We start from the raw sequence: 19,628 nt of genomic DNA, 5'->3' as shown, positions 1-19,628 counted from the left end.
CCCACCGTCAACACGGTGACCTCCGCACCATCCACCTCGCCCGCGATCTGCAACGCCTGCTCGACCGCGTACTCATCCAGCTCCGACAACAGACCATCGACATCCTCACGATCCAACGTCAGGTCATCGGCGAAATGCCGGTCACCGGTCGCGTCGGGCACGTACTTCACACAGACAACGATCCTCAAGCTCACGCCGGCTCTCCTCACTGATGCGGTTCGTATGCCGACCCTATGGCACTCAGTACCCTGAGTAAAGGTACCAAGTGCCGGATATCCGCTTCTGGTGCTACGTTTCCGCCATGACTGAGGACCGTGGACCAGCCAAGAAGCCGCCGATGCGTGACGTGCTTGCCGAGGCGGCCTTCGGGCTCTTCATGGAGCGCGGGTTCGAGCGGACCACGGTGGACGACATCGTCGCCAGGGCGGGAGTGGGGCGGCGTTCGTTCTTCCGCTACTTCCCGTCGAAGGAGGACGCGGTCTTCCCCGATCACGAGCGTTGCCTCGCGGACATGACCGAGTTCCTGGAGGCCGCCGGTGACGGCGATCCGGTGGACACGGTGTGCGACGCGGCCCGGCTCGTGCTGCGGATGTACGCCGTGAACCCGGAGTTCTCCGTGCAGCGTTACCGGCTCACCCGGGAGGTGCCCGGTCTGCGTACCTACGAACTCTCCGTCGTGCGCCGCTACGAGCGGACCCTCGCCGGGTATCTGGAGCGGCGCGGCGCCGGCACCCGGGACGCCGCGCTCCGTGCCGAGGTGATCGCCGCCTCGGTGGTCGCGGCGCACAACAACGGTCTCCGGTCCTGGCTGCGTTCGGGCGGTGAGGGTGATGCCGGGGCCGAGGTGGACCGGGCGCTCGAACTCGTACGCACGGTGTGGGGCCGGGCGGCCGGGCCACCTGCCGTGAGCGCCCGCGAGGACGAGGTGATCGTGATGGTCGCGGCGAAGGGCGCCCCCATGTGGCGCGTGGTGCAGCGCATCGAATCGGCTCTCGGCAAGGATTGAGCCGCCGGAAGGATTGAGCCGCCGGAGGGATCGAGCCGCCGGTCGGAGGCAACTTTCGGTACTCAGTACCTTTACGTGCTGGCACTAAGTGCCATACGGTGCCGGTGTGCCCGTCGCCGTAGGTGCGGCGCACCGAGTCGAGCGCGGGAGGCCGAGACGTGTTCAGTACCGGAACCGATGTGGGGCGGACGGCCGGCGACGCGGCGGAGTCCCACACCGTGGCGGGGCTGGTCTACCAGGTGTGCCGATGGTGCGGCACCGCCTCCTTCCGTAAACTGCTGTGTCCCGCCTGCGCGTCGAGCGACCTCGAACCCGAACGCAGCAATGGTCACGGCGTCGTCGTGCGGTCCAGTGTGGTGAACCGCTACTCGCGGGTCATGCGGAACGAGTCCCTGGTCCGCTTCCCTGAAGGCTTCGTGTACCGGTGCCGGATCGTGGGCGCGGCACCCCACCTCGTGAGTGTCGGCGACCGGGTCCGGCCCGTCGACGGCACGACCTCCGAGGCGGGTGAGGTGGTCCTCGAACTGTGCGATCCGCCCCTCACGGCCAACTGGTACTGACACATCGCGGCCAGGGCCGAGGGCCGGCCGTGGAGCAAGTGAGCCCCTCCGGGCCGCCGGGGCGATCCGTGACCGGATCCACCCGGCCGAACGGGCGCTGAGCTGCGTCCGGCTGCTCGAACAACGGCGGTCGATGAACCCGCTGGCCCAGGCCGTTGACCACACGACCCCAGTCGACGAAGGGCCTCGTCAGCCGGCGGGCCAACGCATGCCCGCCCCTTCCGGGAGCGTCGTCGTCTCACCCCTCGCTCGACTCGTTCTCCCTGTCAGGCGTCCCCATGTGTCCGAAATGTGCCCGCCGACGCATCGCGCTCGGTTGGATGCATGCTTGAGGTATCTGAAGATCAAGTCAGAAAACTTAAGCTTCATTCGTTGACGACTTAAAAAACTCAATGTAAAAATGAATGTGAGCGCATCACTGAGTGTGGGGAGCCGAGGGTGGACTGGCAGGAACTGACGGACCTGACGCAGGGGCGGCCGTTCGTGGTCGAGCGGGTCCGGCTCGCGGACAACGGCGTCGCGGTCGAGGGGCAGTTCGAGCCCCCGCAGCTGGCGCAGCTCGGCGTCGACGACCAGGTGTTCGTTGCCGCGTTCGTGCGGTCGCACGGTTCGATCAAGGAGATGGAGCGGATCTTCGGGGTGAGCTACCCGACGATCAAGTCCCGGCTGAAGCGGATCGCCGAAGCCCTCGATTTCGTCGACACCGACCCGGCGCCCGCCGGCGCCGACGTCGTTGACCGTCTGCAGCGGGGTGAGATCAGCGCCGAGGAGGCGCTGGCCGAGCTGGAGAGGCCCCGGTGATCCCGCAGTTGGTGACGGTGCGCTACCGCCGTTCCGACGGCCGCCGGCGACGGCTGTACGCCCCCGTCCTGCCGCTGGCCGTTGTGCTGTCACCTCTGCTGCTGCTCGCCGTGTCGGCCGGACTGGTCGCCTGCCTCGTCTTCCGGGTGAGTCCGGTGGGCGCGCTGTGCACTGCCTGGCGACTCCTGTGGGCCCTGCCCGGCACCCGGTTCGAGATGGAGCAGGGCCCGACGGCCGTGCTGATAAGCGTCAGATGAATCAGAAGGGGAGAACGATGATGAACGAGCAACGCCGCCAGATCCTGCAGATGCTGGCCGACGGCAAGGTCACCGCCGACGAGGCCGAGCGGCTGATCGACGCTCTCGAACGCCAACAGCCCGAGACCTTGCAGGGGGCCGCGCCCCGCCCGAAGTCGCGGCCCAAGTACCTGCGTCTGGTGGTGAACTCGGAGGACGGCGGCGGCGACGGGCCGAGCCGGGTCAACATTCAGATCCCGCTGCAGCTGCTGCGCGCGGGGGTCCGGATCGCGAGCCTCCTCCCGCCGCAGGCGCTCACCAAGGTCAACGCGGAGCTGAACAGGTCAGGGGTACCGATCGACCTCACCGAACTCAAGCCGCAGCACCTTGAGGACCTCATCGAGCACCTCGACGAGGTCACCGTCGACGTCGACGACCCCAGCGGAAAGGTGCAGGTGTTCTGCGAGTAACACCGCCACGGCCCAGGGCGCCGCTCGGGCGCAGCCTGCCCCGCGCCCGCCGGGCACCGAATCCTGGCGTGTGCTGTTGTGGTGGCGCTGCTACCGCTTGAGGTGACGGCTGCGGAAGGGCATCCTGATGGGATTGTCGGCGGCCCAGTACTCGAGGCGCACCGACGGGCGCTCGTCCCCGAGCCCCCGGAGGGCAGCGCGAAGGAGGGGACGATGAAGTGGCTTGGCCAGTGGATCCACAACGCTGGTGACCAGACTGCGGACTGGATGTCGAAGACGGACACGCCCGAGACCCGAAAGCGCATCCGACGGTGGTCGCGGATGGAGACGATCGGCGTGATGGCGGTGCTGGCCAGTATCCCGCTGCTCCTCCTCGCTCCGTTCGCCACGCTCGCGTTGGCGATCTGGTTCGACATTGCCGGCATCGATCGCACGGACGTGTACTGGTGGCTGTGGGGCACTGCCGCCGGGGTGCCGCTCGGCGGAGGCATCCTCATGGCCATAAGCAGTGATAAGCGCCTCGCGGCATGCTTCGCGGACGGGTATGTGTCGATAGGCCGCGTCGACAGGGTGATCGAGTGCCCCGGCGGCGGTGGCGACGACCCTGCGTCGTACGAGTTGAGGGTCAGCGCAGAGCTGCCCGACGGAGTCGTCCTGCGCCGGAAGGTGTACCGGGACGGAAACAACCCTCGTCGGCGGCTCGGAGGACCGATCCGCTTCCGTCACAACACCCTCGATCCTGACGACGTGCACGACGTTCTGTTCGATGGGTTCTCCGGCGCGGACGCGAATGTGGCGTGATCATGCGCCTGCCGGAGCGCAGAGAGTCTGGGAGACTCGTCGGGGCCGGACGATCGCTGGGCCGGACGATCGCTGGGCCGGACGGGCGCCCCGCTTCCGCCACAACACATCCGACCCCGACGACGAACACGACGTGCTCTTCGACGGATGCCCCGACGACAGGACGGAGAACCGTCGATGACCTTCGGACGCCCCGGCAAACCGGCCCGCCCAACAGAGGAACCATTCGCCGAAGGGCATCTGGCCGTCGGCGTGATCGAGGACTCGATCGAAGACGGCCCCAGCGAGGTACAAGGCCCCGACACGCTCATCATCAGCGCCGACGTGTCGGGACACGGCGTTCTCCGCCGGAGGGTGACCTGCCCGCTGTCGGTACCCGGCCGTGGACGCGGCCTGGTCGGACAGGCCGTCGGACTCCGACACAACACCCACGACCCCGACGACATGGACGACGTGCTTGTCGTCCGGTGGCCGGTCGAGGTCAGGAGGGCCCTGGAACCGTTTCGTCCCGAGGGCCCCGGGGCGGGACGCGCACGGGCATGGAGGCTTCTCGCTCAGTGCAGTGCGCTCGTCACGGTGGGAGGCATCCTGCTGACCACGGTGACGCTCATCGGCTTGGTGTTCACCGCCGGCGATCTGTTCGCCGAACTCCCGGTATGGTTCCGGCCCGGCGCGGCGCTCGCCGCGAGTGCGGGCGCCGCGGTGCTGGGGCCGTTCGCGTTCGCCTTCTGCGATTCCCGCAAGACAGCGGCTCTGTCCCGCTCCCGCGCATGAACCCCACCCCTTCGCCAACTCCCCGTTCGTGATCCTGGACGGTGCCCTGCCGCCGATCGACCGGATCGCCGCCGACACCCCGTACTACTCGGGTAAACACAAGCGTCACGGCAATGAAGACCTGGCGCCGCATACAGAAACTCCGCTGCAGCACCAACCGCGTCACAACGATCGTCCAGGCCGCCCTCGTCCTTCACCACGCGTCAGCGTGCGGTTGGAAAAGGCTCAGTGGCTACCGATCCGCCGGCCCGATCCGGATGACGTGCTTGCCGCGCACGCCGCCGTCCTCAAGCGCCCGGTGCGCGACCGCGACGTCCGCGAGGGGGTGGACGGTGTCCACGACGGGGCGGATCGCGCCGTCCTCCGCGTACCGGGCCACCCGGGCGAGCAGCTCGGTGTGCGGGTTGCCGCTGAAGAAGCGCACCCGCCGGGAGCCGTGGACGGCCGAGGCGAGGAGGTAGGAGAGGGAGGGGAGCAGGTGCTCGATGTCGAAGGCCACGGCCACCATGCGCCCGCCCGGAGCCAGGAGCCGCCGGTAGGCGCGCTGCTCGGTGCCGACCGTGTCCAGGACGACATCGAAGGCGCCCAGTTCGGCGGGGCCGGTCGTCCGGTAGTCGAAGGCCTCGTCGGCGCCCAGGCCGCGGACGAAGTCGAGGTTCTTCGCACCCGCGAGAGCGGTGACATGGGCGCCGAGCACCTTGCCGATCTGTACCGCGACGCTGCCGACCCCGCCGCTCCCGCCGCGCACCAGAAGCCGTTCACCGGGCCGGAGGCCGGACTTGACGGTCAGGGCGGTCAGGCTCGTCGTCCCGCCGGCCAGCAGGGAGACGGCTTGTTCGGGCGTCAGGTTCTCCGGGGCGGGCGAGATGTTCCGCGGGGGGACGGCGACGTACTCCGCCGCACTGCCCAGCCGTCGCGGCAGAACGCCCCATACCCGCTCACCCACCCGCACCCCGGCCGCCGACGGGCCCAGGGCGGCGACCTCGCCCGCGAAGTCGATCCCGGTGCGCTTGGGGAAGCGGCGCCCCGTCACCAGCCGTACCTTCCCGGCCCGGCCGTACAGCTCACCGCCGTTGACCCCGACCGCGTGGACGCGGACCAGCACCTCGTCGGGCTTGATGTCCGGCACGGGTACCTGGCCCACGTACAGCACCTCCGGGGGGCCGTACCGGTCGTAGAGGACCGCGCGCATCTCGTTCAAGTTCTCGTCCTGCTCTGTCTCGGGAGCCGTGAGCGGAACAGCCATTTCCGCTTCCTTCTCCTCAAGCTAGCAGCCTAAGTGGATGGCCCCTTCCACTTACCGTAAAGTGAGAGACATGTCTGCTCAGCCCTCTCGGAAGCGCCCCGCACCTGCCGCTGAATCGATGCCGTCCGCATCGTCGGCCGGGCTGCGGGCCGATGCCAGGCACAACCGTGACCGCATCCTCGAAGCCGCCCGGGAGGCCTATGCCGCCCACGGCATCGACGTGCCCGTCACCGCGATCGCCCGCCGGGCCGGCGTCGGGGTCGCCACCCTCTACCGGCGCTTCCCCACCCGGGACGCACTCGTCAGGGAGGCGTTCTCCGAGCAACTCGCCCTGTGCGTCACGGCCCTCGACGAGGCGCTGCGGGATCCCGATCCGTGGCGCGGCTTCTGCTCCCTCATCGAGAAGGTGTGCGCGATGCAGGCCACCGACCGGGGCTTCACGGCCGCGTTCCTCTCCCGGTTCCCCGACGCCGTCGACTTCGGCGGCCGGCGCGCCTGCGCCGAGGAGGGCGTCGTCCAACTGGTCCGCCGCGCCCAGGAATCGGGGCAGCTCCGAGCCGACTTCGACCCCAGCGACGTCACGCTCCTGCTGCTCGCGAACAACGGCGTCGGCGGAGAGTCCCCGGAGGTCTCGGCGGCCGCGTCCCGGCGGCTGACCGGCTACCTGCTCCAGTCCTTCCGGGCCGACCGAGCGGCGCCCCTGCCGCCGCCGGCCCCGCTGGAGCTGCGCCGCGTCCACCAGCCCCCTCAAGGTCCGTGAGACCGCACGTCGTTACGCCTCGGTCGTGCCAGGAACGCCGCGTTGCCAAGTCATCCGATGAACCCCGCGTACCACCCTTCTCCCGGCGGGTTCGCGCCGCTACCATCAGGACGCGAATGGGAGCGCTCCCACATCCGTACCCGCCCTGTACCGCCGTTGTCGGCGGTCTCGTTCGGAGAGGACGTTTCCGTGCGCTCAAGCGTCAGACCCCTGGCCGCCCTGTTGGCGGCACTCACTCTCACCGCCGGGTTGTTCGCCGCCGGCGCTCCGGCATCGGCACGCCCCGCCGATGCAACCCGTGCCGCCGAAGCATCCGATGTGTCCCTCGCCGCGGACACATACGACTGGAAGAACGTGCGCATCGACGGTGGCGGCTTCGTGCCCGGCATCGTCTTCAACCGGTCGGAGAAGAACCTCGCCTACGCGCGCACCGACATCGGCGGCGCCTACCGCTGGGACCAGTCCGGCAAGCAGTGGACGCCGCTGCTCGACTGGGTGGACTGGGACCACTGGGGCTGGTCCGGGGTGGTGAGCCTGGCCTCGGACTCGGCCGACCCGGACAACGTGTACGCGGCCGTGGGGACGTACACCAACAGCTGGGACCCGACCAATGGCGCGGTCCTGCGCTCCTCGGACCGGGGCGCCGGCTGGCAGGCGAGCACGCTCCCGTTCAAGCTCGGCGGCAATATGCCGGGCCGCGGCATGGGGGAGCGCCTCGCCGTCGATCCGAACAAGAACTCCGTGCTGTACCTGGGCGCGCCCAGCGGCAACGGCCTTTGGCGGTCCACCGATTCGGGCGTGACCTGGTCGGAGGTGACGGCCTTCCCGAACCCCGGCAACTACTCCCAGGACCCGTCCGACACCAGCGGATACGGCAACGACAACCAGGGCGTCGTCTGGGTGACCTTCGACGAGCGCACCGGCAGCGCGGGCAGCGCGACCCAGGACATCTACGTCGGGGTGGCCGACAAGGACAACACCGTCTACCGCTCCACCGACGGCGGGGCCACCTGGTCGCGCATCGCCGGGCAGCCGACCGGATACCTGGCCCACAAGGGCGTGCTCGACTCCTCGGGCGGCTATCTGTATCTGACGCTGAGCGACACCGGCGGCCCCTACGACGGCGGCAAGGGCCGGATCTGGCGGTACGCCACGGCGACCGGTGAGTGGAAGGACGTCAGTCCGGTCGCCGAGGCCGACACGTACTACGGATTCAGCGGGCTGTCCGTGGACCGGCAGCAGCCCGGCACCCTGATGGCCACCGCGTACAGCTCCTGGTGGCCGGACACCCAGATCTTCCGCTCCACGGACAGCGGGGCGACCTGGACTCAGGCCTGGGACTACAGCAGCTACCCGGACCGGACCAACCGCTTCACCCAGGACGTCTCCTCCGTGCCCTGGCTCACCTGGGGCGCCAGTCCGGCGCCGCCGGAGGCCACGCCCAAGCTGGGCTGGATGACGGAGGCGCTGGAGATCGACCCGTTCGACTCCAACCGGATGATGTATGGGACCGGCGCGACGATCTACGGCACCGAGAACCTCAAGAACTGGGACTCCGGCAGCCGGTTCAGGATCACCCCGATGGTGAAGGGGCTGGAGGAGACGGCCGTCAACGACCTGGCGAGCCCGCCCTCGGGAGCCCCGCTGCTCAGCGCACTCGGTGACGTCGGGGGCTTCCGGCACACCGATCTCGACGCCGTGCCCGACATGATGTTCACCTCGCCGAACCTCACCTCGACCACGAGTCTGGACTTCGCGGAGACGAGCCCCGGCACCGTCGTACGGGTCGGGGACGCGGACGCCGCCCCGCACATCGGCTTCTCCACGGACAACGGGGCCAACTGGTTCCAGGGTTCCGAGCCCTCCGGGGTGACCGGCGGCGGCACGGTGGCAGCGGCGGCCGACGCGAGCGGCTTCGTGTGGAGCCCGGAGGGCGCGGGCGTGCAGCACACCACCGGGTACGGGAGGTCATGGTCGGCGTCCACCGGGATACCGGCGGGGGCGACGGTCGAGTCCGACCGGAAGAACCCGAAGAAGTTCTACGGGTACGCGGCCGGAACCTTCTACGTCTCGACGGACGGTGGCGCCACGTTCACCGCGAAGGCGTCGAGCGGCCTGCCCGCCGAGGGCAACGTCCGCTTCAAGGCGGTGCCGGGCACCGAGGGCGATGTGTGGCTCGCGGGAGGCAGCGCGACCGGGGCCTACGGGCTGTGGCACTCCACCGACTCGGGGGCGACGTTCGCCGAGCTGTCCGGGGTCGAGCAGGCGGACTCCGTCGGCTTCGGCAAGGCGGCCGCGGGCGCCTCGTACCAGACGCTCTTCATCACCGCGAAGATCGGCGGGGTACGCGGCGTCTTCCGTTCCACGGACGCGGGGACCAGCTGGACCCGGATCAACGACGAAGCGCACCAGTGGGGTTGGATCGGCGCGGCCATCACCGGCGACCCGAGGGTCTACGGGCGGGTGTACGTCTCGACCAACGGGCGCGGAATCATGTACGGGGACTCCTCGGACGGCGACGGTACGGACCCGGGCACCGACCCCGGTACCGACCCGGGGAATCCGCCGGAGGGCGCGGCCTGCTCGGTGACGTACGAGGTCACCAACCAGTGGGCCGACGGCTTCCAGGCCGATGTGACGCTCACCAACACCGGGAGCACGGCCCTGGACGGCTGGCAGCTCGGCTGGACCTTCCCGGACGGCCAGCGGATCACCCAGATGTGGAACGCGGTCTCCGGTCAGGACGGGGCGAGGGCGACGGCTGCCAACGTCTCGTGGAACGGCAAGGTGGCGGCCGGTGAGTCGGCGGGCTTCGGCTTCACCGGCACCCTGTCGGGCGGCAACGGCAACCCGACCGCGTTCGCTCTGGGGGGCGAGGCCTGCACCGAAGGTTGACGCCCGACGCCTGACGCCTGACAGCCGGCATCTGACGGGCAGTGGGTGATGGGCGGTGGGTGGTGGCGGGGCGGAACCGGACCGGCGGGTCCGCCCCGCCACCGCCCCGCCCCGTTCCGCCACGTCCACGTTCGCGTCCACGTCACCGTCCACGTTCACGCCCCCGTCACCGTCCGCAGGCACGAGCGAGGGCGGGTGAACACGGGCTCACTGGCCCCGTACAGGTTCGTCGGCCATACTGCCCGCCGTGGAGCAGCGCATAGATCCGAACACTCAGCCCGCGTACGCCGCAGGGACAGACCCGGCGTACATCCCTGGTCTCACGACCCCCCGAGCCACCGGAAAGGCGGACGAGGAGCCGGAGCGGACCGAGGAGCCGGCATCCGAGGACGTCGTGTCCGACGGTGCCGTGCCCGACGATGCCGTAGCGGAGGCCGTGTCCGAGGACGCGGAGCCCGACGGCGAGGCCGTCGCCGAGGCGGCGGACGACGAGGAGGAGAAGGAGAGCAAGGACGGGGACGGCCCCGCGTTCGAGGTGAGCGACCGCCGCGGCTCGATCACCGCGGACCGTGACGGCATCCGGTTCACGTTGGACGACCAGGAGGCCGACTTCCGCTGGGACGAGATCGGCGCGGTGGAACTGAAGCCGGCCCGGTTCGGCCGCCGGTTCACGATCACGGTCCATATGTCGACCATGCGTTGGTTCAACGCGGAGGTCGAGGCGGCTGCCAGGAGCAGCCTCAAGGAGTGGACGGAAGGCTTCGACGCGGTCCTGGACGCCTACTTCGAGGAGTCCTGACCGGCAGCTGACCCGGCCGGCCGTGCCCGCGCCGCGAAGGGCGTTGAGTACGGGGAAGCCGGCCGCCCGGCGCAGGGCGGCCGGCTCCTCAGGACACCGATGCGGCGTGCACGCTGCTCCCGACGATGTCCGGCACGGGCTCGGGCGTCGGCCAGAGTCCGGCACGGGCTCAGGCGTCGGCCAGCACCACGGAACGCGTCAGGTGGCGCGGGCTGTCCGGGTCCAGGCCGCGGGCGGTGGCGCGGGCGATGGCCAGGCGCTGGACGCGTACCAGCTCGGCCAGCGGGTCGAGCCCGCTCTCGACCCAGCGGGCGCCGGTCGCCAGGACCTGCTCCCGCAGGCCCTCGGGGGCGGTGCCGAACATCCAGGTCGCGGTGCCCGTGGTGGCGATGCTGATGGGGCCGTGGCGGTACTCCATCGCGGCGTACGCCTCCGTCCAGGACAGCGAGGCCTCCTTCATCTTCAGCGCGGCCTCGTTGGCGAGACCGGCCGTCCAGCCGCGGCCGAGGAAGGTGAACTGGGTGCAGTCCAGCAGTCCTTCGGGCAGCGGCTCGGCGAGCGCGGTCTCCGCGTCGCGGACCACGGCGTCGGTGTGCAGGCCGAGGTGGGCGCGGAGCAGCGTCAGCAGCGTGGTGGCGAACCGGGTCTGCACGACGGACTGCTCGTCGGCGAAGTCGAGGACCACGACCGCGTCCGCGGACGTCATCACCGGGGTCTCCGGGTCGGCGGTGATGGCCACCGTGGGGGTCACCCCGCGCAGCCGGTCGAGGAGTTCGAGCACCTCGGTCGTGGTGCCGGAGCGGGTGAGGGCGACGACCCGGTCGTAGCGGCGGCCGAACGGGAACTCGGAGGCGGCGAAGGCATCGGACTCGCCCTGTCCGGACTCCTCACGGAGCGAGGCGTAGGCCTGAGCCATGTAGAACGAGGTGCCGCAGCCGACCACGGCGATGCGCTCGCCGGTCACGGGCAGTGCGGCCGCCTGGCTCTGCGCCAGGTCCGCGGCACGGCGCCAGCAGTCCGGCTGACTGGCTGTCTCGATCTCGACAAATGACACTTTTGCACTCCGTACTGGTGATTGGATGCTCGTTAACGCACGATATACGGGATGTGCAAGCATTATCAAGCATTCTCCTTGCAAGTGGCTTGACTCGCCGGAGCCCTGTGCGACGCTTGCGCGAGTCCGGTGACCGCGCCCAAGGGGATGGGTGTCCGCAGCCCGGACCCGTAAGGAGAGTTCACGTGTCCAGGGATTCCCGGTGGAACGCACTGCTGGAGCTCGTCGGTAAGCATGGCCGGGTGGACGTCGAGGACGCCGCCAGGACTCTGAATGTCTCGGCCGCGACCATCCGCCGCGATCTGGACCAGCTCGCCGAGCAGCAGCTGCTCACCCGCACGCGGGGCGGCGCGGTCGCGCACGGTGTCAGCTACGAGCTGGCGCTGCGCTACAAGACGGGGCGCAACGCCCCGGAGAAGCAGGCCATCGGCCGCGCCGTCGCCGAACTGGTCGCGGTCGGCGAGGTGGTGGGGCTGACCGGCGGCACGACCATCACCGAGGTGGCCCGCTCGCTCGCCGTACGCCCCGACCTGGTGGGGGAGGGCGCCGCGGGGGTGGCCGGCCAGCCGACCCTGACGGTGGTCACCAACGCACTCAACATCGCCAATGAGCTGGTGATCCGGCCGCAGATCAAGATCGTGGTGACCGGCGGGGTGGCCAGGCCGCAGTCGTACGAGCTGACGGGCCCGCTGGCCAGCGGGGTACTGGGCGAGATCACGCTGGACGTCGCCGTCCTGGGCGTCAACGCCATCGACACCGAACGCGGTGCGTACGTCCACCACGAGGGCGAGGCCAGCATCAACCGGCTGCTCGCCCAGCAGGCCCAGCGGGTGGTGGTGGCGGCCGACTCCTCGAAGATCGGCAAGCGGGCCTTCGCCCGGGTCTTCGACCTGGGGCTGGTCGACTTCCTGGTCACCGACAAGGGCATCACGCCTGAGGTGACGGCCCGCTTCACCGAGGCCGGCGTCACGGTCATCGCTGTCTGAGTTGTCCGCCTTCCGCGGTCCGCAGTCCGCGCGGTGTGAGTTGTCCGAACGGCGGGTCGTCCCACCCGAGGGGTGTGGTGACCCGCCGTTCTGCGTGCCTACCCCGACTGTGTTCTGACGTGCTGGAATGTGCACAGATGCATGCATGATCGAGCATCCGGTGCCCGGATCCGGGATGCTTCTGTGTGCATTTCAGGCCCTCGGGCGCCCTGCGAGCGACTGGCAGTGGCTTTTACGTGCCATTAAATGTTTGTTACGTCATCAAAATGAACAACTCTTGCCACCGCGGTGCGCCGTCGTGAACTATGTGCCTGTCGCGGCGAAGGGGCAGCGGTCGCGCCTTCTTCGCCGGCCGGTAGCCCGGAGACCGCCCACTTGCACCACCCGCACTACCCGCACCACCCGTACAGACAGAGAGGGAACCCCCGTGTCAGACCTGCGACTCGGCGTCATCGGACTCGGCCTGCGCCGTTCCATCGCGATGTCCGCCCACCACCCCGGACAGGGTTCGGCGATCACCGCCGTCTGCGACCTCGACCCCGAGGTGCGCCGCCGTGAGGCCGAGCGGTTCGACACGGACGTCGCGGTCGATGACTACAAACTGCTCCTCGGCCGGGACGACCTCGACGCGGTCGTCATCGCGACGCCGGACGACACCCACGAGGCCATCGCCATCGACGCGCTGCGGGCCGGCAAGGCCGTCTTCGTCGAGAAGCCGCTCGGGATCACCGTCGAGAGCTGCGACAACGTCCTGCGCGCCGCGTACGAGACCGGGACCCGGCTCTACGTCGGCCACAACATGCGGCACATGGGTGTCGTACGGCTGATGCGCGACATCATCGCCCGCGGCGACATCGGCGAGCCCAAGGCCGTCTGGGTGCGGCACTTCGTCGGCTACGGCGGCGACTACTACTTCAAGGACTGGCACGCGGACCGGACCCGGACCACGGGGCTGCTCCTCCAGAAGGCCGCGCACGACATCGACGTGCTGCACTGGCTGGCCGGCGGCTACACCCGGCGTGTCAACGCGCTGGGCGACCTGCTCGTCTACGGTGACCTGCCGCGGCGCGAGCCGGACACCCCGCGCCCCGACAACTGGCTGCGCGAATTCGACTGGCCGCCGACCGCCCGCAAGGACCTGCACCACATCGTGGACGTCGAGGACGTCTCGGTGATGAACATGCAGCTCGACAACGGCGTCGTGGCCGCCTACCAGCAGTGCCACTTCACCCCGGACTACTGGCGCAACTACACCGTCATCGGCACCGAGGGGCGGCTGGAGAACTTCGGCGACAGCCCCGGTGACGAGGTCAAGGTCTGGAACACCGGCCCCAGCGGATACCGCGCCGACGCCGACATCACCTACCGGGTCCCGGAGGCCGGCGGCTCGCACGGCGGCGGGGACACCCGGATCATGGAGGAGTTCTGCCGCTTCGTGCGCGACGGGGGTGTCACCGACACCTCGCCGGTCGCCGCCCGGATGAGCGTCGCCGCCGGTGTGCTCGCGACCCGCTCCCTGCGTGAGGGCGGCGCACCGTACGACGTGCCCGCCCTCGACCCCGAGCTGGCAGAGTACTTCGAACGCGGTCAGGTCCGCACCTGAGGATCTGACCGGAAAAGGCCGGGCAGGGCCTCGGCCCTGTCCGGCGGGGCACGGCGGTCCCACCCGGGCCGCGGACCTCGGGACCACCCCCCTGTCCGCGAAGGCCCGTCCGGCCGGACATGATCCGCCGGACGGATCCTGGGACACCGCGTGTCACAAGGCCCCCGGCAGGTCGCTTTCCAGCGGCCCGCCGGGGGCTTTGCGGCGTCTGTTTTCAGCCATGCTCAGTGGGTAATCGGCCTCTTCCGGTTTGACGTCCGCCCGTTGTGCAATGACGACGTGGCGGTGGACGGTCGGGCGTAATTGACCTGACTGTCCGGATAGTCCCGTAAGGGGGGCGGCTCCGGTGCTCTCGCAGGGTCACCGGTCAACCGCCCCGGATGTGCTGGAGCGGCGATTTCAAGCCAACGGGAGATAATTGTGGCCGAGTTCGAACGCACGACCGGAAGGGGGTCGGCATAATCGCGTCCATGTCGATCACGGGTGGAGACGTCGTTGACCTGGGCCGGAGCCTGCATGCGTGGCTCCCGCCGAAACGGGGCTGGGGGCTGGCCAACTGCGGCCTTCTCGTCTCGCCCCGTGGCGCGCTCTGGATCGACACCCCGTACGACCCGGTACTGGCCGGACAGTTCCTGGCCGAGAGCACGAAGCTGCTGCCCGACGGTGTCTCCATCGACCGGGTGATCGTCACGCACGCCAACGGCGACCACTTCTGGGGCGCGGGCGTACTGCCGGACGCGGAGATCATCGCGACCCGTGAGGCCCGGGACCACATTCACTACGAGCCGACCCCGAAACAGCAGCACGCGCTCGTCAACGGCAGCGATCCGGCAGGACCGCTCGGCGCCTACCTCGGCCGCCACTTCGGCCCGTTCGACTGGTCGCAGACCGAACCGGTCCAGCCCACCACCTACTTCACCGGGGAGCTCGAACTGACCCTGGGGGAGTACCCCGTCCAGATCTCCGCCCTGCCGTCCGCGCACACCACGGGTGACCTGATGGTCCACCTGCCCGCCCAGAGCGCCGTGTTCAGCGGCGACATCATCTTCTCCTCGACACTCCAGCAGCCGGGGGACCACCCGATCCACTGGGCGGGCCCGCTGAGCAATGTGATCGCTGCCTGCGAACAGGTTCTGGCCACCGGAGCCGAGACCGTCGTGCCGGGCCACGGGCCGGTCCTGGACCGGGCCGGGGTACGCGACCACATCGTCTATCTGGAGTACGTACGGGAGCGTGCGCACTCCTTCCACGCCGCCGGGGTACCCGCCCTGGAGGCGGCCCGCCGGGTGATCGGTGAAGGCCGTCACCCCGAACTCGGACTCCCCGAGCGGCTGGTGGTGACGATCGGCAGCGAGTACCGGCAGCTCGACGGCTCCGCGCTGCCGGGCGTGCTCGAGGTGATGACCGAGGTGGCCGTGCTGGCACAGGAAGTCGAGCAGGCCGGTGAGCCCGCGGGCGCGCCGGAGTGACCGTCCGGCCCGCCGCACAGGCCGGGCCGTCCGCCTGATCCTCCGCCGCCGCCCCGGCCGGAGGACCGACCCGACGACAGAAATGCGGTAACGGCATGGGATGGATCGTGGCGGTGATCGCCGTCGTGGCCGCCGTGGCGGCGGCGACGCGCTCGTACGGGTCCGCCCGCTCGGAACAGCTCGCCGTGACCCACGCCGAGCTGACCGAACGGCAGCTGAAGGCCGCCGAGGCCCGTACCGCCGCACTCGTCGACGAGATCCGGCAACTGGCCCACAAACGGATCCCGGCCGTCGCGGTCGCCCTCTCCCACCCCAGCGCCCAGGTTCCCGGACTGCGCGAGGCGGCCGAGGTGGACGGCGACTCCGCCCGGCTGCTCACCGAAGCCGTACAGGCCGCACGCACCGCCGTCATCGAGGAACGGCAGCGCGTCGACGCGGCCGCCCGTGCGGCGATGCGCGGCACCTCGGCCAAGATCCAGTCGCTGCTCAACCAGTCCCAGCAGCTGCTGCACGAGCTCCAGCACGAGTACGACGACCCGCGCATCCTGCAACTGGACTTCCGCAACGAACTGGCCCTGCGCCGGACCCAGTCCACCGCCGTGCTGTGCGACGCCTGGCCCGGCCTCGCCCGGCAGAACTCACCGCTCGTCGAGATCGTGCTCGGTGCCCAGTCCCGCGTCGCCGGCTACGAGCGGATCAAGGTGGCCAACCATCTGCGCGAGGAACGGCTCGCGCTCGTCGCCAGGGCCGCCGAACCCCTCGCGATCGCCCTCGCCGAACTGCTGGCGAACGCCACCGCGTACTCGCACCCCGACACCGATGTGACGGTGACGCTCCAGCAGAGCGGCGGCCGGGGCGCGTTCCTGGTCGTCGACGACGCGGGCATCGGCATGGACGAGGACGCGCTCGACCGGGCCCGCGCTCTGCTGGCCGGCCGCTCCGAGGTGCTCCTCACCGAGCTGGGCGACCCGCCGCAGACCGGCTTCGCGGTCGTCGGCCGGCTCGTGGTGCAGTACGGCTTCCACTGCCACATCGAGGCCTCGCCGTTCGGCGGTATGCGGACGATCCTGCGTGTCCCCGCCCATCTGCTGACCGTGCTGAAGGAGGACCGGACCCTCTCCGCCCTGGCACCGGCGCCCGTATCGGCGCACCCTGCCGCGGCGGAGCCGGACGCCCCCGCGCCTCCCGCGCAGGACCCGCCGGAGACCGCCGCCGCGGAGCCGGCGGGCCTGCCCAGCAGGCGCCGGCGCGCACCCCGTCCGGCGGCGGTCGCGTCCGCCGCACCCGCCACCGACCCGGCCGCCGGACAGGTGTCCCGTACACCGGAGCAGGCCGAGTCTTCCTGGGCGGCGCTCCAGCAGGGCACCCTCAACGGCAGGAGCGTCGCCGGGCGGGCCCCCGCACCGCATTCGGACGGCCACGACCACCTGGGCGACCAGGACGACCAAGGAGACGACGAGACGTGAGCGCCCCCAGCCCCACCACCGGTGACCTCGCATGGGTGCTGACCCCGCTGCTGGAACTGCCCGGAGTCCAGCATGCCGTGGTCGCCACCGGTGACGGCCTCATCGAGGGCGCCTCACCCGGTCTCGACCGGGCGTCCGGCGAACGGGTCGCCGCGATGACGGCGACCCTGCACGCCGCGGCTCGCGCCTTCACCACGGCGTTCACCGACGTCGAGGGCCCGAAACTGGCCCAGACGGTCGTCGAGTCCGAGCTGGGCTTCGCCGTCGTCGTACCGGCCGGGAACAACACCACGCTCGCTCTGTTCGCCGAACCCGGCGCCAAACTCGGCGACATCGCCTACCAGATGCAGGTACAGGTCACCGCGCTGACCCGGGCGATGCACGCGCCCGCCCGTCAACCGGACACCGCCGCCCGGCCATGAGCTCCGGACCGGGACGCCGTCTGATCCCCGCCTATCTGGTCACCGGCGGCCGGTCCCGGCCCGCCGGCCCCGCGCTCGACCGGCTCGCCGTGCTCGTACGCACCGATGCGGTCCTGCTCCCCGACACCGGCTCGGAACAGCGCAGGCTGTGCGAACTGCTGGAACCGGGCGCACTCACCGTCGTCGAGTGCGCGGCCCATCTGGACCTGCCGGTCAGCGCCACCGTATTCCTGGCCACGGATCTCGCGGCCGCCGGACTTCTGCTCACCCGACCGCCGATACCCAGTGCCGGGGAGATCGACCGGTCGCTCGTCGAGAGGCTGCTCGTTGGACTCCGCTCCCTCCACTGACCGGACCGGCGTCGGCTATCTGCCGACCGCCGCCCGGACCCTGATGAAGCTCGTCGTCACGGGTCCCTTCGGCGTGGGCAAGACGACCCTGATCCGTACGCTCTCCGAAATACCCACACTCCACACCGAGGAGGCGATGACCCAGTCCAGCACCCTGCTCGACGACACCGCCGGACTCCCCGACAAGACGACGACCACGGTAGCCATCGACTTCGGACGTCTCACCGTCCCGGACGACCTGGTGCTCTACATGTTCGGCACACCCGGCCAGGAGCGCTTCCTGCCGCTGTGGGAGGACATCGCACGTGGCGCGCTGGGCGCGCTCGTCCTGGTGGACACCCGACGGCTCGGCGACTCCTTCGCGGTCATGGACATGGTGGAGGAACAGGGGCTGCCGTACGCCGTCGCGGTCAACCGCTTCCCCGACGCGCCCGCCCACAGCGACGAGGTCCTGCGCAAACACCTCGACCTCGCCCCGGGGACCCCGCTGATCCAGTGCGATGCCAGGGAACGCCGGGGCAGCATCGACGCCCTGATCGCGCTGGCCGAACACGTGCTGACCCGAATGCCGCAACCCGAGGACCCGTCATGACCCTGTTCGTACAGCCGCCGCAGCCCCTTGCGCTGTACGGCCCCGACTTCGCGGCCGACCCGCACGGCCACTACCGCAGGCTGCGCGAAGACGGGCCACTGGTACCGGTCCGGATCGCCCCCGGCGTCGAGGCGATGCTCGTCACCGACTACCAGGCGGCCGTCGACCTGCTGCGCGACACCCACACCTTCAGCAAGGACCCCCGCGCCTGGCAGGCGACGGTCCCGCCGGACTCGCCGGTGCTGCCCGTGCTCGGACACCGCCCCACCGCGCTTTTCAGCGACGGCGACGAGCACGCCCGCTACCGCGACGTCATCAACGACACCCTGGCGCTGATCGAACCGCACATCCTGCGGGCGGAGGTGGCCAGGGTCGCCCAGCAGCTCATCGGCGAGTTCGCCGCCACCGGCACCGGCGATCTCATCGCCCAGTACGCCCGGCGGCTCCCGCTGCACGTCTTCATCACCTGGTTCGGCGTGGCCCCCGACGACGGCGAACGGATCGTCGACGGCATCGGCGGCATGATGAACTCGGCGCAGGGCGCCGCCGCCGCGTACGCCGACCTCGTCGAGGTCGTCACCCGCCTCGTCGCCGACCGGCGCGCCCGCCCGCGCCGCGATCTCACCTCGTACTTCCTCGCTCACCCGGCCCGTCTCGACAACGACGAGACGGTGCGCCAGATCACCCTGGTGATGAGCGCGGGCCACGACCCCACGACGAACCTGATCGGCAACGCCACCCTGCACATGCTCACCGACGAGCGGTACGCGGGCTCGCTGCACGGGGGCGCGATGACCGCGCACGAGGCGATCAACGAGGTCCTGTGGCAGGACCCGCCGCTGGCCAACCTGGCCGCGCACTACCCGCGCCACGACACCGAGTTCCACGGCGTCCGGCTGCGCGCCGGACAGCTGGTCCTGGTCTCCTTCGGGGCCGCCAACACCCAGTCCGCACCGGCCGCCCCGGACGCGGGGGCCCGCTCCGGGGCCAGCGCCCATCTCGCCTGGTCGGCGGGACCGCACCGGTGCCCCGCGAAGCAGCCCGCGCTGCTCATCGCGATGACCGCGATCGAGCAGCTCACCAGCCAGCTGTGCGATGCGGAACTGGCTGTTCCGGTGAGCGAACTGCTGTGGCGACCCGGCCCGTTCCACCGGGCCCTGGCGCATCTTCCGGTACGTTTCACCCCCCTCGACACCAGGGCGACCGCCGGCCCGGACGAGCGCTCCGCGACTGAGCCCGGCAGCACTTCGACGGTGTCGATCGGGTCCTGAACCGTGTCGCTGGTAGGCCGAACGGGTGAGGAGCGAGAGAATTGCCCGATGAACAGTGAGCGCAGCC

Annotated in this window: 20 protein-coding genes and 2 pseudogenes; 19 read left to right on the top strand and 3 right to left on the bottom strand. The window is 70.3% G+C overall.

The genetic code is table 11. From position 1 onward, the window contains the following. A pseudogene (locus ACZ6S6_RS09150) lies at positions 1-194 on the bottom strand (electron transfer flavoprotein subunit beta); the annotation flags it as partial. Positions 195-301: 107 nt separating this feature from the next. Here ACZ6S6_RS09150 and ACZ6S6_RS09145 point away from each other — a divergent pair. The 8 genes and pseudogenes from ACZ6S6_RS09145 to ACZ6S6_RS09110 all read left to right on the top strand — a co-directional run. Further along, positions 302-1,006, top strand: coding sequence for a TetR family transcriptional regulator (locus ACZ6S6_RS09145; RefSeq protein WP_363075872.1), 705 nt, complete (start codon positions 302-304; stop codon positions 1,004-1,006). 158 nt (positions 1,007-1,164) lie between these two features. Further along, on the top strand, positions 1,165-1,566 hold the full coding sequence (locus tag ACZ6S6_RS09140; protein WP_469704500.1) for a Zn-ribbon domain-containing OB-fold protein: 402 nt from the start codon (positions 1,165-1,167) through the stop codon (positions 1,564-1,566). Between the two features lie 438 nt (positions 1,567-2,004). Beyond that, on the top strand, positions 2,005-2,367 hold the full coding sequence (locus ACZ6S6_RS09135) for a DUF2089 domain-containing protein (protein WP_362962702.1): 363 nt from the start codon (positions 2,005-2,007) through the stop codon (positions 2,365-2,367). Further along, the gene (locus ACZ6S6_RS09130; protein ID WP_362962704.1) at positions 2,364-2,624 is read left to right on the top strand and encodes a hypothetical protein; all 261 of its coding nucleotides are present in this window, start codon (positions 2,364-2,366) and stop codon (positions 2,622-2,624) included. The genes ACZ6S6_RS09135 and ACZ6S6_RS09130 overlap by 4 nt, the downstream gene beginning before the upstream one ends. A 17-nt stretch (positions 2,625-2,641) precedes the next feature. Then, a complete protein-coding gene (locus ACZ6S6_RS09125; RefSeq protein WP_362962706.1) occupies positions 2,642-3,073 on the top strand; it encodes an SHOCT-like domain-containing protein in 432 nt (143 codons plus the stop codon). Positions 3,074-3,286: 213 nt separating this feature from the next. Next, positions 3,287-3,874, top strand: a complete 588-nt coding sequence (locus ACZ6S6_RS09120) for a hypothetical protein (RefSeq protein WP_469704497.1) — start codon at positions 3,287-3,289, stop codon at positions 3,872-3,874. Positions 3,875-4,051: 177 nt separating this feature from the next. After that, on the top strand, positions 4,052-4,648 hold the full coding sequence (locus ACZ6S6_RS09115) for a hypothetical protein (RefSeq protein ID WP_362962710.1): 597 nt from the start codon (positions 4,052-4,054) through the stop codon (positions 4,646-4,648). Positions 4,649-4,673: 25 nt separating this feature from the next. After that, positions 4,674-4,760: pseudogene (locus tag ACZ6S6_RS09110) on the top strand (IS5/IS1182 family transposase); the annotation flags it as partial. A 120-nt stretch (positions 4,761-4,880) separates the two neighbouring features. On the opposite strand, the gene ACZ6S6_RS09105 reads toward ACZ6S6_RS09110, so the two are convergent. Further along, positions 4,881-5,894, bottom strand: a complete 1,014-nt coding sequence (locus ACZ6S6_RS09105; RefSeq protein ID WP_362962712.1) for an NAD(P)-dependent alcohol dehydrogenase — start codon at positions 5,892-5,894, stop codon at positions 4,881-4,883. 70 nt (positions 5,895-5,964) lie between these two features. Between ACZ6S6_RS09105 and ACZ6S6_RS09100 the strand changes: the two genes are divergently transcribed. The 3 genes from ACZ6S6_RS09100 to ACZ6S6_RS09090 all read left to right on the top strand — a co-directional run bounded on the left by ACZ6S6_RS09100 (position 5,965) and on the right by ACZ6S6_RS09090 (position 10,348). Further along, positions 5,965-6,654, top strand: a complete 690-nt coding sequence (locus ACZ6S6_RS09100; RefSeq protein ID WP_362962714.1) for a TetR/AcrR family transcriptional regulator — start codon at positions 5,965-5,967, stop codon at positions 6,652-6,654. 189 nt (positions 6,655-6,843) lie between these two features. Further along, complete coding sequence (locus ACZ6S6_RS09095) at positions 6,844-9,549, top strand: cellulose binding domain-containing protein (protein WP_469704495.1); 2,706 nt, start codon at positions 6,844-6,846, stop codon at positions 9,547-9,549. 247 nt (positions 9,550-9,796) lie between these two features. After that, positions 9,797-10,348, top strand: coding sequence for a hypothetical protein (locus tag ACZ6S6_RS09090; protein ID WP_469704493.1), 552 nt, complete (start codon positions 9,797-9,799; stop codon positions 10,346-10,348). 169 nt (positions 10,349-10,517) lie between these two features. On the opposite strand, the gene ACZ6S6_RS09085 is transcribed toward ACZ6S6_RS09090, so the two are convergent. Further along, entirely contained in the window at positions 10,518-11,402 is an 885-nt protein-coding gene (locus ACZ6S6_RS09085) for an SIS domain-containing protein (protein ID WP_362962720.1), read from the bottom strand. A 185-nt stretch (positions 11,403-11,587) separates the two neighbouring features. On the opposite strand from ACZ6S6_RS09085, the gene ACZ6S6_RS09080 reads away from it, so the two are divergent. The 8 genes from ACZ6S6_RS09080 to ACZ6S6_RS09045 all read left to right on the top strand — a co-directional run bounded on the left by ACZ6S6_RS09080 (position 11,588) and on the right by ACZ6S6_RS09045 (position 19,561). Beyond that, complete coding sequence (locus tag ACZ6S6_RS09080) at positions 11,588-12,388, top strand: DeoR/GlpR family DNA-binding transcription regulator (protein ID WP_362962722.1); 801 nt, start codon at positions 11,588-11,590, stop codon at positions 12,386-12,388. 427 nt (positions 12,389-12,815) lie between these two features. Next, positions 12,816-13,991 carry a Gfo/Idh/MocA family protein gene (locus tag ACZ6S6_RS09075; RefSeq protein ID WP_362962724.1) on the top strand — a complete coding sequence of 392 codons (1,176 nt, stop codon included), beginning with the start codon at positions 12,816-12,818 and terminating at the stop codon, positions 13,989-13,991. A gap of 470 nt (positions 13,992-14,461) precedes the next feature. After that, positions 14,462-15,460 carry an MBL fold metallo-hydrolase gene (locus ACZ6S6_RS09070; RefSeq protein WP_362962726.1) on the top strand — a complete coding sequence of 333 codons (999 nt, stop codon included), beginning with the start codon at positions 14,462-14,464 and terminating at the stop codon, positions 15,458-15,460. Between the two features lie 95 nt (positions 15,461-15,555). Further along, positions 15,556-16,926, top strand: a complete 1,371-nt coding sequence (locus ACZ6S6_RS09065) for an ATP-binding protein (protein WP_469704490.1) — start codon at positions 15,556-15,558, stop codon at positions 16,924-16,926. After that, positions 16,923-17,348, top strand: a complete 426-nt coding sequence (locus ACZ6S6_RS09060; protein WP_362962730.1) for a roadblock/LC7 domain-containing protein — start codon at positions 16,923-16,925, stop codon at positions 17,346-17,348. The genes ACZ6S6_RS09065 and ACZ6S6_RS09060 overlap by 4 nt, the downstream gene beginning before the upstream one ends. Further along, positions 17,345-17,698: a DUF742 domain-containing protein gene (locus tag ACZ6S6_RS09055; RefSeq protein ID WP_469704488.1), complete on the top strand. Its 354-nt coding sequence runs from the start codon at positions 17,345-17,347 to the stop codon at positions 17,696-17,698. Before ACZ6S6_RS09060 ends, ACZ6S6_RS09055 begins: the two co-directional genes overlap by 4 nt. Continuing rightward, entirely contained in the window at positions 17,676-18,290 is a 615-nt protein-coding gene (locus ACZ6S6_RS09050) for a GTP-binding protein (RefSeq protein ID WP_362962734.1), read from the top strand. The genes ACZ6S6_RS09055 and ACZ6S6_RS09050 overlap by 23 nt, the downstream gene beginning before the upstream one ends. Beyond that, positions 18,287-19,561: a cytochrome P450 family protein gene (locus ACZ6S6_RS09045; protein ID WP_469704487.1), complete on the top strand. Its 1,275-nt coding sequence runs from the start codon at positions 18,287-18,289 to the stop codon at positions 19,559-19,561. Before ACZ6S6_RS09050 ends, ACZ6S6_RS09045 begins: the two co-directional genes overlap by 4 nt. Positions 19,562-19,628 lie beyond the last annotated feature (67 nt).

The organism is Streptomyces sp. NPDC048671, from assembly GCF_055587045.1.
The sequence above is the reverse complement of the archived record's forward strand: the minus strand, read 5'-3'. Positions and strand labels throughout refer to the sequence as shown.